Raw genomic sequence first — 15,043 nt, 5'->3', positions numbered from 1 at the left:
CGGGTTTATTTTGCCAAATTAAATATTAAAAAACAAATTATTTATGGGTATCATAAGTTTATTGTAGGGTACGCCAAAAATTCAGTTTATAACTTTTTTTTCTTCAAGACGCTATTATTCAATTGTTATTTAACAAAAAAGGTATTTCCTGCCGGAGAATCATTTTTTTAATACCTGAACATTTTTCCTGGTTTTTACGTTAAAATGGTAGCTTTACAGTTGTAAGGCCTGTTACTGCTATTATCTACCGAAGGCTGAAATGAAAAATACCCGTCGAAAGAAAAATTCATCGCTTTTTTTTTGACGAGTATATTATTGAAAAACATTTTAAAAAACCCGCTGAGGTTTATGAAAATACGTGTATTATTATATTTGTTTTTATTACTCGGAATAAAGGGATATGCGCAGCCATGCACTTTAAACGTTAGCATAAATCAGTCGGCTCCAAGTATTTGTTCAGGATATAATGTAACACTTACCGCAACAACATCAGGCGGAACAGCGCCTTTTACTTACATATGGAATACAGGCGAAACAACTTCCTCCATCGCTGTTAATAAAGCCGGTACATATACGGTAACCGTAAGTGATAAAAGCGCAGGCTGCCCGCCGGTAAAAAAAAGCATAACTATTGCAGTTACTACTACACCAAACGCACCAACGGCCAGCGGGGTAACGGTTTGCGCCAATACCCCGGCCGTACTTAAGGCAACTGCGCCGGGCGGCAATTATCAATGGTATGATGCTCCTTCAGGAGGGAATTTTTTAGCCAGCGGTGCTACCTTTACTACGCCTCCTATCAACGCTACAACGGTTTTTTTTGTGGAAACAACTATCGGGGGGTGTACCAGTCCACGGACGGCGGTGGGTGTGAGTTTACCCGTTAAGCCGGTAGCAGCCGGCGTGCAGGTTTGCGCGGGCAATGCCGCCATTTTAACAGCAAGCGGCAACGGCACGCTAACATGGTATAATGCGCCAAACGGCACACCATTGGCCACGGGGACTACTTTTACAACGCCTGCATTAAACATTAATACCACCTACTACGTTACTTCAACCGCCAACGGATGTGAAAGTAATCCCACTTCGGTTACAGTAACAGTAACCCCCGTGCCCCAGGCGCCTACAGCTGCAAATGTATCAGTTTGCTCAGGGTCGTCAGCTAACCTGCATGCCAGTGCAAATGGCGGCATATTTAACTGGTACAATACGCCGGCGGGTGGTACTCCATTAATTTCGAGTCCGGATTATACTACGCCTCCGTTATTTGTAAACACCGCTTATTATGTATCTACGGCAATAAATACTTGCGAAAGTCCGCGTGTTAAGGTGCTTGTAACCGTTAATTCGCCCCCTGCTCCTCCTATATCACAAACGGTTAACACCTGTTACCAAAGCAGTGTTACTTTAACCGCCAAAGGATCGGGAGCTGCAAGTTTTGACTGGTACGATGCCCCGACAGGCGGCAATCTGCTGGCAACAGGCGCTACTTTCACCACGCCGGTTTTAAGTAATTCAACCACTTATTATATAGAGGCCAACAACTTAGGTTGTATAAGCACCCGGTCTGCCATAAATGTAATAGTAAGCCCGCAGGTTGCGGCTCCGACAGCCGGAGGGGCGGTAATTTGTTCAGGATCAACAGCAACTTTAACTGCAACTTCGCAGGGAGGTACTTATCAATGGTATAGTGCGGCAGTTGCCGGAAAGCTGCTGGCATCCGGTGCCGGTTTTACAACTCCGCCACTGGTTAACACCACTACTTATTATGTGCAAAACACTATTGGGGGATGCGTGAGCCCCAGGGTTGCAGTTACAGTTACAGTAACCCCCGCGCTAGCTGCGCCCACGGCGCAGGCCACCTCAATTTGTGCGGGGAGCCCTGCCACGCTTTCTGCTTCTGGCTCACCGGGTGGTTATTCCTGGTACGACCAGGCGGCCGGCGGAAATCTATTGGCGACAACCCAGGCATTTGTTACCCCGGCTTTAGCCGCCACTACTACGTATTATGTGGAATCAACTACGGCAACTTGTACCAGTGCACGTACTGCGGTTAAGGTTACGGTAAACCCCTCACCTGTAGCGCCAACTTTAAACCCGGTATCGGTATGTCCCGGTACCCCGGCAATTTTAACTGCCACAGGCGCAACCGGAACCGTAAAGTGGTATGACGCCCCTGCCGGGGGTAATTTGCTGGCAAGCGGCAATACCTATAAGACACCCGCATTAAAAGCAAATACAACCTACTATGCAGAAAGCACATTAGGGCAATGTACCAGTCAGCGGGTAGCTGTTACTGTTTCTATAACTACATTATTTGATCCGCAATTTCAATATTCTTCGGGTACATTTTGTTCTTCGGGGGCAAATCAAACCCCCGTAATAAATAACCCCAATGGAGGGGTCTTCAGTGCCGCACCTGCCGGGTTGGTATTTGTAAGTACTGCTACAGGCGAAATTAATGTAGCAGGCAGCGTGCCTGGTACATATACCGTATCCTTTGCCGGAAACGGAGCCTGTGCCGGTGTAACTTCTGCTAAAATTGTGATCGGAGTAGCATTGAGTGCATCTTTTTCTTATAATCAGCCTTTTTGCCAGTTTGGTGTAAATCCCTTGCCTGTTTCCCCGGTAGGGTCGGCAGGTGGTTCCTTCAGTTCATCGCCTGCCGGATTGGTTTTTGTAAATACGAGCACGGGAGAAATAGACCTCAGTAAAAGTGCGCCGGGTAATTATACAATTACAAATACCATCGTTGGCTTTGGTGCAGCCTGCCCGGCAAGTAGTGCAACGTTCAATGTAACCATCAACCCCTCGGCGCTTGTTAACGCAGGTCCCAACCAAGTTGTTCCGTCGGGAAGCAAGGTTCAGCTGGCCGGTAGTATTATCGGCGGTATTACGACAGGCGCTTGGTCCGGAGGTACCGGCTCCTTTTCCAATCCGGCACTGCCAAATGCTGTATATACACCCGGCCCGGGCGAAACCGTTGCCAGGCTTACCTTAACATCTACTGATCCGCCGGGACCGTGCGGCCCTGTGTCCTCTTCTGTTACTATTAATTTCAGCCCGTTGCCGGCCAGCCCTACAGTGCAAAGTATTAATGATTGTGCCGGCAGCAGTGCAACATTATCCGCGACTGCACCCGGCGGCACCTACCAATGGTATGACGCGGCGGTTGCAGGTACTTTGCTTTCAACCGGGCCAAATTTTACAACCCCTGTTTTGAATGCTAACGTTACCTATTACGTACAAACCACCGTTAACGGGGTAACAAGCAACCGCACTGCGGTTACCGTAACTGTTAATGCCGTACCGGCTGCACCGATAGCTGCACCCGCGCAGACATGCATAGGCTCAGGAGCAACACTTACTGCAAGCGGATCGGCGGGTACCTACCAATGGTATGACGCAGCCATCGGCGGTAACCTGTTATGGAATACAAATACATATACTACTCCTGCTTTGAATGCCCCTGCTTCTTACTTCGTTCAAACAACAGTTAACGGGTGTATAAGCGCCCGCACCCGGGTTGACGTTACCGTAACCCAGGTGCCAAATATAACAAGCGGTGGCAAAGGGGTTATTTGCAGCGGGGTGCCACAGAATTATACCATTACGTCTGACGTGCCAACAGCGACTTTTAGCTGGAGCAGGGCCGCAGTACCCGGCATAAGTAACCCGGCAGTCAATAATCAAGTCACTTCGACGATCGCAGAAACACTTATCAATACAAGCATAAACGCCGTTAACGTAACTTATGTAATAACGCCAATTTCCGGCGCTTGCTCAGGGCCGCCATTAAACTATGTGGTTACTGTCTATCCAACGCCTGCAGTTATCAGCCCACTAACGGCTACCGTATGTGACAATAATACAGCAGCTTATGCAGTAACGTTTAATGTGCCGGTAGCGGCCTTCTCCTGGAGCCGGGCAGCAGTGCCGGGCATCAGCAACGCGGCAGTTTCCGGCCAAACTGCAACAACCATCAGGGAAGTTTTATTTAATATAACAAATGCCCCTATTGATGTAACGTATAATTTTAATTTTGCCACGGCAACTTGCCCAGGCGCCCCAACGAGCATGGTCATGACGGTTTATCCGCAAGCGGTAGTCACCAGCGCTTCGGCGGGAATTGCTTGTACCGGTTCGCCGCAGGGGTATGTATTAACATCAAATATACCTTCAGCTACTTTTAACTGGAGCCGCGCGGCAGTGGCCGGGATAAGTAACCCGGCAGTTTCAAACCAAACGAAAAGCACTATAGACGAAACCTTGATTAATACAACGTTCAGTACAATTGGCGTTGTGTATATAATCACACCTATTGCAAACGGCTGTCCGGGTACACCCTTCAGATATACTGTAAGTGTAAACCCTCCGTTGCCGGTAGCGGTGGCTACCAGCAATTCGCCTGTTTGTATAGGCAGTACAATACATTTAAGCACCCCGCCGGTAAACGGCGCCACCTACTTGTGGACAGGCCCGAACGGCTACACCTCCACCAAACAAAATCCGGATATTACCAATGTTACCAATGCCGATGCCGGTGTTTATTCCATGACATTTACAGTTAAAGGTTGTTCAAGCATCCCTTTTCCGGTGGTGGTTAATATCGACCAGCTTCCTGTGGCAAATGCAGGCCCTAACCAAACGGTATGTATTGGTTCCCCGGTTGTTTCGTTAAACGGAAGTGTGACAGGTGGTACCACAACAGGTATCTGGACTACTGCCGGGACCGGTACTTTTTCTAAATCAGACAACCTGCAGGCGAAATACACACCTTCAGCCGCGGATAAGGCTGCCGGGTCGGTAGTGCTTACTTTGACCTCTACAAGTAAAGATAATTGTACTATTTCTACCAGCCCCGTGACAATAACTTTTGACTCTGGTCCTGTAATAAGTAGTTCGCCGACCGGGGGAGCATGCACCGGGGTGCCGCAAAATTATGTGATCACTTCAAATGAGCCCGCTGCCACCTATAGCTGGAGCAGGGCCGCGGTGGCAGGAATAAGTAACCCGGCCGTAAATAATCAAACGGGTGGTACAATAACTGAATCATTGATTAATACGACGCCTAATCCGGTTGATGTAGTTTATTTGATAACACCAACCGGAAACGGATGCCCTGGAGTGCCTTTTAAATACACGGCAACCGTTAACCCGGCATTGCCGGTAGTAAGCGTTTCAAGTAATACACCGGTTTGTGTTGGCAGTACGATAACTTTAACTGCAACCCCGCTACCCGGCGCCACCTATGCATGGACAGGCCCGAACGGGTTTACCTCCGCCGACCAAAACCCGAATATTGCCAACGTTACGCAAAGCGCTGCCGGGGCATACTCCATGGTGTTCACTTACAAAGGTTGCACCAGCAACCCGGTACAAACCGTTGTGACGGTGAATGACGCGCCGGTAGCCAACGCAGGCCCCGACCAGTTGGTTTGTATTGTGGCTCCCAATATCATATTGCAGGGCACCATAACAGGAGGCACGGGTACAGGTATATGGCGTACTGCCGGTACCGGTACTTTTTCGCCGTCAGCCACCAATTTACAGGCCCAGTACCTGCCTTCGGCCGCAGATAAGGCAGCGGGTTCGGTAGTGCTTACTTTAGCCTCAACCAGCGCCAACTGCAGTGTTTCTTCCAGCTCTATGACAGTGAGCTTTGGCCCGCTTCCGGCAGTAAATGCCGGCCCTGACCAGGATGTTTGTTCGCAGGATGCAAATATACCGGTAGCCGGTACAATTACCATACCGGGCGGGGGTACATGGAGTTCAAAAGGAACAGGTACATTTAGCGCCCCGGGGCAGTTAAATACCACTTATGCGCCATCGGCTGCCGATATTAAAAATGGATCAGTTACCCTGGTTTTAACTGCGAATAACCCGGGACAATGTTATATCGCTACCGATGAAATGAAAATAAATTTCATCCCCCCACCTACGGTTTTTGCAGGCGGAACGGTGTATGTTTTAACCGGATCTACTATAACTTTAAACCCTACAGTAAGCGACCCTAATGTAAAGTACCAATGGTCGCCCAATATTGATATTAACGATATCACCTTGAAAAATCCGGTGGTTACCGGCACCGTCGATCGCAGGTATACTTTAACAGTAACTGATATAAGGGGCTGTATTGCCCAGGATACTGTTTTTGTAAAAGTGGCGCCCATATTAAAGATCAATAATACTTTTACGCCTAATGGCGATGGGATTAATGACTATTGGGAAATAACCGGGTTGATTGCCTATATAAATGCTACCGTGGATATATTTGACCGCTACGGCCAAAAGGTATTTCATTCAATTGGTTATCCAAAAGCATGGGATGGTACGATAAATGGAAAGCCGGTACCGACGGGCGTTTATTACTATGTCATCAATCCCCACTTTGACGGGCAGCACGTTTTGTCGGGATATGTGACGGTACTTCGATAGCAGATACTATTTATGCAGCCAGGTTGAGCGGATTGGGAAAATGCCTGTGTTACAGAAAAACGAACGTTATTATTTGGTCATCAACTTCGGCCGAAGTACGGGAATGAGGTAGCGAAAAAAGTTTGTTTTAAAAAGTCCGCCGTTAGCGGTCAAAAATATCCCTGGTCAAAATTTTACCAAGCTCTTGCCAGCTATTTACTGTTTCGTTAAGGTTGAGGTTTGCAGCGATGAGCATACAAATATCAGCAGGAGTTTTACCGTTTTCGCGCAGGTATTTTATTGAGGTGGCGCCTGAAGATTTGGACAGTTTCAAGCCATTTGGCGCTTTTAACAAGGGATGATGGCAGAATGCGAGTCCGGCGAATTGATCTTTCCCCAAAGCAATCGCAAGTTGATGCTGGGCAATTGTTGATGTCCACAGGTCTTCACCCCGGATTACCAGGTCGATTCCATAAAAAAGATCGTCAATTACCGAGGTAAGCTGGTAAGCAGGGAACCCGTCCTTTTTCTTTACTATAAAATTCCGCATTTCAACCGGCAATTCAGTTGGGATACCTTCGCCTGTAATACTTTTAATGGCCAATTGCTTATTATCCGTAATCAGCCTCCAGGCTGCGTTTTCAAAATCCAGCGGGATCTGCAGGTTAATGCAGCTGCATTTGCCCGTATTTATCAATTGTTTTCGGGAGCAGGTGCAGGCAAAAACTTTCCCGTCACCGGCCAGTTGCCGGAGGGCCTCTTCATAAAGCCCCATCCTATGAATTTGTGAATAGCCGGATTCAAATGCAGCGCTATCACGCGGGCCTTCATCCCATGGGATCTCCAAAAAATTAAGTGAATCAAAAACGTCCCTGATAAAGGATTGATTTACCCGCAACTGGTCCAGGTCATCTATCCTCAATAATATTTTGGCGCCCGTTTTCCTTGCCAGGGTTGCGGTAATAATAAAAGACAAAATGTTACCCAGGTGCAAAAAACCGCTTGGCGTTGGCGCAAGGCGGGTTTTATTAAAACGAAACGATTGGATGGGCAATGGTTTTTAATTTAAAGTAAAAGTGCAATATTTTTTTAAAACATCGGGTTGCCAGCGTTTGCCCGTATTGCATTGATCAGCTTTTGCTGAATAGCGGCGGTAAGCCGGGATTTTAATTTTGCGGAAATTCATCTAAACGAACAATATATTGCGGCTCTTTTGAGGTTTTTAGTTAAATTATTAAATCTATAAATAATTATTTTAACGAAATGATGATATTATTCAATCTAAAACCATGAAATTGAACCGATAAATCGATTTTTGGCAATAATTTACCGCCTTTTTTTGAAAATTTTAATGTATAGTGTACATTTTATTAAAATCTTCACATCAAAAACAGTATTTTTTTTAATTAAATGATAAAATATTAAAAATATTTTCTAATTTACCAATTAATTAACAAAAACATTAAACTAAACAACCAAACTATGCCGCAATATTTACATTTTTTTTTCCGTAACCGGCCATTCTATTCGCCCGGAGCCATTTCCCCGAAATCATAGTACACGCCCCAAATAAAGGCTGCCACCTGTTTAAATGGTGCTTGCTAACGATGACTTTATGTGAAATCTAAAAAATTAAGGTGTTTTTTATTGCAAAAAATCTGATTTATTAATTGAATAATTCCATGCTAAACCCCAGGAAAAATGAAACAACTTTACATTAAAACTCTCAAATTAATTGTACTGCTGCTGCTCCTATCAGTAGCCGGCGTACAAGCGCAAGGCTTATTGTCAGGAAAGGTTTCTGATAAAGAGTCAACGCTGACCGGTGTGTCAGTAAGCGTATCCGGCGTTGGTGGTACCATCACCAATGTTGACGGTAAATATTCCGTTAAACTCCCAAAAGGAAGCTATACGGTTACTTTCTCCTACATCGGCTATCAAAAATTAACTAAAAAAATTACCATAATTGATGCCGATGTGGTATTGGACGTGGAACTGGTTTCTGAAGCATCGGCCTTAAATGAGGTTGTTGTTGTAGGTGGCCGTGGAGCGGGCCGTACTAAAATGGAGTCGGCAGTGCCTGTGGACGTGGTTTATGCAAACCAGGCCAACCAGACTACCGCTAAGCCCGACCTGATGAGCCAGCTAAACCAGGCTGTTCCGTCATTTAACTACAACAAACAGAGCGGCGGCGACGGCTCGGATGCAATTGATTTTGCCAGTTTACGTGGACTTGGTTTCGACCAAACCCTGGTATTGGTGAATGGCAAGCGCCGTCACCTGTCGGCTTTTGTGAATGAGGTAGGCACCCGCGGCCGTGGCAACAGCGGGACAGATTTAAACGCTATTCCGGAAGCGGCAATTGATCACGTTGAAATTTTGCGCGACGGCGCTTCGGCACAATATGGGTCGGATGCGATCGCGGGCGTTATCAACATCGTTTTGAAAAAAGATATTAACCACCTGAATGTTACCGGCGGTTTTAGCGGGTATAACGACCAGAAATATAATACGCTGAACAATGTTGACCCTTACGGGTATTATACAGGCAGTAAGTTTGACGGTAAAACGGTTTCTATTGGTGCCGATTATGGTTTTGCAATCGGCAAAAATGGCGGCTTTTTAAATATTGGCGCCAATTATGAAAACCAGGGCAAAACCTTTAGGGCTATACGCGATACCAACTGGCAAACCAATCCAAATACATTGGAAGCACAACCGGTTGCACGTGAGCGCCGTGCATTTGGCGACGGCTCGGTTGTATCAGGCGGCGGCATGTACAATTTGGAGATTCCGATAAAAGGCACAAAAACAACCTTTTACTCATTTGGCGGCTATAATTATAAACACTCCAACGTTTATGCCTATACCAGGAGCTGGAACTATAATAATGGCTTGCGTCAAAACCCTACAAAATTCCCGACAGATGCCAATGGCGACCTTGTTTTCGTTCCCGGAATAATGAAGATAGATGCTCCTCCGGGCACACCCTATGATCCGAATAACGTTTATTATGATCCGGAGGAGGATGTTTATATTAAAGACCTGTCAGCTGCTGCCGGTTTCAAAGGCACTACTGAAAGCGATTGGGATTGGGATATCAGCAATAACGTGGGGAGAAATGATTTTCACTACTGGGGAAATAAAACCTTTAATGCTTCATTGCCTTATGTACCGGGCCAGCCCATACAAACCCGTTTTGACGACGGTGGTTTTAACTTTTTACAAAATACCTTTAATGGTGATATTACCAAAAGGTTTAAAGGCATAGGACAGGGATTACAGCTTTCGTTCGGTACTGAATTCAGGTACGAGCGCTATCAGCTGTATGCAGGCGAGTTGAATTCTTATTTGCAGGGCTCTGCCACGCTGCCGGATGGTACTACGAAGGCATCAGGTTCTGAGGGTTACCCTGGTTATCAGCCAAGCGATGCCTCGGTGGTTGACAGAACAAATGAAGCTGCATATACTGAATTATCATTTGATGTTACCAAAAAGTGGGTAATTGATATTGCTGAACGTTTTGAGAATTATTCTGATTTCGGCTTTGTTTCAACCCAGAAATTTGCCACCCGTTATAAACTTGCCAGCAATTTTAACGTTCGTGGTTCAGTTAGCACAGGTTTCCGGGCGCCTTCGCTTCAACAGCTCAACTTTAGTAATACCAACACTACTGTAATTGGCGGTAACCTGGTGTATACTAAACTGGTTCCTAATTATTCTGATGTTGCCAGGACCGCGGGCATTCCGAAATTAACCCAGGAAACCTCAACCAACTACAGTTTAGGATTTACCTGGCAGCCTGCGCCTGAGTTGGCCGTAACTGTTGATGCCTACGAAATCAAGGTAAAAAACAGGATCGTTATATCCGGTTTATACGCGCAGGGTGATTCGGCGCTCGGCCCACAACTGAATAACATATTAGCCTCCCAGGGTATCGGTGATGCACAATTTTTTGCCAATGCGGTTAACACCACCAACAAGGGTATTGATTTTGTGATCGATTACAAAAAACGCTGGGAAAGCAGTCACTTCAGTGCATTGTTAGCCGGTAATATTCAGGGGCTTACTATCGATAAGATCAACATTCCATCCACCTTTAAGGGTTCTGCTTATGACAGTGCTACTTTCTTTTCAGACAGGGAACAATATTTCCTGAAAGCAAGTGCACCAAAAGCTAAATTTACGCTGAATCTTGAATATGGGGTTAAAAAGCTTTCCTTCGGCACCCGGTTTACCTACTATGGCGATGTGAAAGAACTGGGCTTTGGCGAAACCAGCGCCCCTGCAAATGCGCCGGATCCTTTCTTCCCTTATGTAGCATTGGATGCAAGCGGCGCGCCGGTACCGGAAATTTTTGATTTTTCGCCGAAAATAACGACGGACCTATACGCCTCATTAAAACTTAACAAAACCGTGTTATGGACGGTGGGTGTAGATAACTTATTTAATGTTCACCCGGATACCAACGTGATCAAAGGCTCTGTTAACCCGCTTACCGGCAGTTCATTTGGCGACAGCGAATCAGGCGGTCCGTTTGAAGCTGTTCAAATGGGCTTCAACGGCATGCGCGTATTTACCAAGCTGACGTTAAACTTTTAACGAAAGGAAGCATTAAGGTCAGTTAAACCTGCCCTGATAAATTTAAAACTCCGGGCCTTCAGCTTTTGCTGAAGGCTTTTTTTATACACCCGGATTTGCGGTTCGCGCCCGATTATATTTAAATTGAAACAAGCCTTTAAAAAGAAGATCAACAATAATTTCGGTAACGCCTGAAAATATTATTTATTTGCAGGCGTTTTTAATATGCTAAAAACTGTCGCGTTTTGATAGCAAGCCACGTAATCCAATAAACCAAATTATATATAATGCTGTTGTTTTAAGCGTTAAAGCGCTAAACACAAAAGAATTACCTTTATTAAATTAATATTTAAATATGAAAAGACCTTTTATTTTGTTTTTAACGTCCGCATTTTTCTTTTCGGCTTGCAGTAAAAAAAGCGATACTGCTACACAACCCATTGGTCCGATTGTTAACACGCCCACGGTAACCACATTTGCGGGCAGCGGCAAAGCCGGCGCGGCTGACGGTACAAAAGCCCAGGCTGAATTCAACTTCCCAACGGGGATAGGTATAAGCAGCGACGGGTTTATATTCGTTGCCGATAAACAGAATAATCTGGTACGCGTTATTTCGCCCCAGGGAGTTGTAAACTCTTTGAATCATACTACTTCTCCGGGATTTTCTAACGGTAAAGACTCTCTTAGTTTTAATTTTCCGGCAGGGGTTTGTGCTGATGCCAGCGGCAATGTTTTTGTGGCAGATCAGTCTAATGGTGCTGTTCGCGAAATCAATACATCCGGCGTGGCAACTACTTTTGCCACTGGTTTAAGCTCGCCGGTGGGCACTGCCGCTGATGCCGGCGGCAATATTTACGTGGCCAGCAGCGGCCTGAGCATCATCTTTAAGATAACGTCAAAAGGCGTAAAAAGTATTTTAGCAGGTACGGGTGTAAGGGGGGCGAACGATGGCGCCGGAAGCGTAGCATCGTTTAATCAACCACAGGCCTTAGCAGTTGACGCAAGTGGTAATGTGTATGTAGCAGATAAAGGGAATAACCTGATCCGTAAAATTTTGCCCGACGGTACCGTAAGCACTATTGCGGGCAGCGGTACAGCCGGCGCAGCAAATGGTACCGGTACTTCGGCCTCTTTTGACGGGCCTGCAGGTATAGCCGTTGATGCGAGCGGGAATTTATTTGTAGGAGATTCAGATAATAACCTGATCCGAAAAATTACCCCGGCGGGCGTGGTAAGCACTTATGCAGGTTCAGGAGCCAAAGGGTCGGAAAACGGTGCATTAACTACTGCCACTTTTAACAGCCCGCAGGGCGTTGCAGTAGATCAGTATGGAAGGGTATTTGTTGCGGACACCGGCAACAGCCTTATTAGAATGATAAATCCATAAATAACAATAGAGAATAAAGCTTTGGTCAATAGTCCATCGTTTAAAAAGCCGGTAATCATTAAAATTACCGGCTTTTTTGTGGTCCCGATGTTTCGGAAATTACAATTTATCAGAAGAGGGTACCAGCTTAGCTGAAAGATCAGGCTCAGCCATTTTTTTATCAAACGGGAACATGGGGCGCTGGATCCGTTTATAAGGCAAACGCTCCAGGTTTTGATCAACGCCACCCGGAGTTAGCGCCAGGATCCAGTCGGCCCGCATGGCATATAATTCAGGTTCCAGGTAACCGATTTTTACTACAACTATAGCTGCCTTCCGTGGATTGAGGCCCAGTCGGGTGAAATCTGCCTCATGATGGTATGGCTTTCTTTTTTGGGTGACGATGATATGTGCACTGCCAACTTTAACGGCCACTTCAACCTCTGCATCTATATCACCTTTTACAATTGATTCCACCGTACCTGAAATAAAAAGGGGAGGTGCATAGCGCGAATCAACCTTTGCGCCGGCATAGCCTTCCACATGCTTGCCCACACCCGCGGCAATGGCATTTTTAACCAGTTCAGGCCCGGGTATTGAGGCGTAGATGAGCGATGGGCCGTTGTCTGGTTTAAATTCAGTTCGGGCCAAAATCTCTTTTAACGTCCAGGTGACGTCACCAGCGCCGCCGGCTGTGGGGTTATCGCCCGAATCGCTGATATAGAAAGGATGTTTATCGCTGGCCAAAGCCTGGTCAAGTGCTTCGGTTAAAGTGCCCGTGGGCGCTACGAATGCGAAGCCATCGCGGGCATTCCAGAAGTTTTGTGCCAGCTTTCCGGCGGTTTGCGTTACTGTTTTTTTGTCGTCGCCGGTTACCATCACCACCGCATGATTGCGTGGCTCATCGGCCCAGGCATAACCTACCCAAATGGCGGCATCGATAACGCCGGGCTGTACCGATGCCGGCGCCACAGCGGCGTATACACTTTTCGCGGGTTCAATACGGGTGCTTGTTTTTTCGCCGGGGAGTAAAATGGGGATCGGGATATAAGCTTTAAAAGCGGGTTTTCCTTTGCCGCTTTCAATTCGTCCGATCAGATTTTCCACAGCCCTTTGTTTGGTTTGCATGGCGTCTTCATGCGGGGCCAAACGGTAGCAGGTGATCAAATCCGTATTCTCTGCCAAACGCCAGGAAACATTGCCGTGCAGATCCATCGAGGTTGAAATGATCGTTTTTTTGCCAATCACTTTCCTGATCCTTACAATGAAATCGCCCTCCGGGTCATCCAGCCCTACTACGCTCATGGCACCGTGAATATCAAAAAACAGGCCGTCATAGGGGGCGTTTTTTTTTAACAGGTCCAGGGTTTGCTTTACCAGCGATTCATAGGCTTCACGGGTAACTGCTCCGCCCGGCAAAGCATGGCCCACTAATGCCGGGAACCACTCTGCACGACGGCGGAGCGATGAATCAGCACTCAAAAACGGGTAATTAGAGAAGATCTCGGCCCCGTATTTTGCATGGAAGGCGGCCTCATCCGTAAGCGCGGGCGAAAAAGTACTCGATTCTATACCAAGCCCGGCGATAGCAATTCGTGGTAAGGCTTTTGCTGGCGCTTTGGTGTTAAAGGCCCCCGGTTTTGCGGAAAGCAAACCCGTTATTGCAAAAAAGAATATCCATGCAAGGAAAAAGCGTTTCATAGAAGGAGATTTTAAAGCGGTTCGATGACACAATCGAAAGCCTGTATCAAATATATGAAATCGCACACGCCCTGTCAAAAATACTCGAACCCCGGAAAAACAATATGAAATATACTCCACCAGCCGCCTTCGTAGGTCATATACAATTTAAATGGGCCGCCAAATTTGACAATTTCGCCACTCTCTAAAACCGCATCGTAACGCACGCCGCCTTCCGCATGGCCTATGCCGGTGTCATCAGTCAATTGAAAGCCGATATCAAAGATCTTGTATTTCTCATCTTTGAACGCTGTATAGGAATCAAAAATGCGGGTTAATTGCGCAGCAACGTCGGCCTTGCTTAATATGTGCCGGTCGGGCAGAATAAATTCATTGGCCAGCTCCCAGCTTTTTTCATTAAGGCTTTTTTTAAACCATTCAGACAAAAATCCCATCGCCCTGTTTTCGATATCCTTTCTGTGATTGGGATGAAATTCCTCGTAGTCAAAACAGGTGGTCATGCCAGCCACCGGCATAAAGGTGGTTTCGTGATCAAACAGTTCTTCGGTAATAAAACAGTATTTTGTACGATTGTCATACTCGTCATTGTCGCCAAAATATATTTCAATGTTGTTTTCGGACAGCAGACCGGTGATTTCCTCTAACGCGGCTTCTAACTGCTCATCCGTCAGGTCCACCGCTTTTATAAAGGCAGGTTTGCCAACCAGGTCGAATACTTTTGCTGCTTTTGCATGGGCGAAATTCTGCTCAAAGGCTAATACGTTTTTCAGGAATTCATTTTCAATTCCGGGATCGATATTGGAGATATGGTGTGATTCTGCGCCCAGTTCAGCTTTTAGTTTTAAGCGCAGCAATTCATTTTCCATACGCAGATTTTCTTCAGGATCGTCGCTTAGGGGCTTGTCGGGCAGTTCGTCGTTTTTCATTGAATTTTGGTTAAGGTTTCAATTCAAATTTAAAAATGTTTTTGTATTATCT

General features: G+C 46.3%; 6 protein-coding genes. 3 read left to right on the top strand and 3 right to left on the bottom strand.

Annotated elements, in window-relative coordinates:
* Positions 1-348: 348 nt before the first annotated feature.
* Positions 349-6,438 carry an Ig-like domain-containing protein gene (locus tag MgSA37_RS24650; protein ID WP_157750722.1) on the top strand — a complete coding sequence of 2,030 codons (6,090 nt, stop codon included), beginning with the start codon at positions 349-351 and terminating at the stop codon, positions 6,436-6,438.
* 142 nt (positions 6,439-6,580) lie between these two features.
* Here MgSA37_RS24650 and MgSA37_RS24645 read toward each other — a convergent pair whose 3' ends face one another.
* The gene (locus tag MgSA37_RS24645; RefSeq protein ID WP_096355990.1) at positions 6,581-7,471 is read right to left on the bottom strand and encodes a glutamate--tRNA ligase family protein; all 891 of its coding nucleotides are present in this window, start codon (positions 7,469-7,471) and stop codon (positions 6,581-6,583) included.
* A gap of 647 nt (positions 7,472-8,118) precedes the next feature.
* Between MgSA37_RS24645 and MgSA37_RS24640 the strand changes: the two genes are divergently transcribed.
* Both MgSA37_RS24640 and MgSA37_RS24635 read left to right on the top strand, forming a co-directional pair.
* Positions 8,119-11,019 carry a TonB-dependent receptor gene (locus MgSA37_RS24640; protein ID WP_096355988.1) on the top strand — a complete coding sequence of 967 codons (2,901 nt, stop codon included), beginning with the start codon at positions 8,119-8,121 and terminating at the stop codon, positions 11,017-11,019.
* A 334-nt stretch (positions 11,020-11,353) separates the two neighbouring features.
* Complete coding sequence (locus tag MgSA37_RS24635; protein WP_096355986.1) at positions 11,354-12,385, top strand: NHL repeat-containing protein; 1,032 nt, start codon at positions 11,354-11,356, stop codon at positions 12,383-12,385.
* A gap of 99 nt (positions 12,386-12,484) precedes the next feature.
* Here MgSA37_RS24635 and MgSA37_RS24630 read toward each other — a convergent pair whose 3' ends face one another.
* On the bottom strand, positions 12,485-14,065 hold the full coding sequence (locus MgSA37_RS24630; protein ID WP_096355984.1) for a M81 family metallopeptidase: 1,581 nt from the start codon (positions 14,063-14,065) through the stop codon (positions 12,485-12,487).
* 74 nt (positions 14,066-14,139) lie between these two features.
* Entirely contained in the window at positions 14,140-14,991 is an 852-nt protein-coding gene (locus MgSA37_RS24625; RefSeq protein ID WP_096355982.1) for a hypothetical protein, read from the bottom strand.
* Between the last annotated feature and the right edge of the window lie 52 nt (positions 14,992-15,043).

The sequence above is a fragment of the Mucilaginibacter gotjawali genome, assembly GCF_002355435.1.
GTDB lineage: Bacteria > Bacteroidota > Bacteroidia > Sphingobacteriales > Sphingobacteriaceae > Mucilaginibacter > Mucilaginibacter gotjawali.
This window is presented reverse-complemented; position numbering and strand designations above follow the sequence as displayed.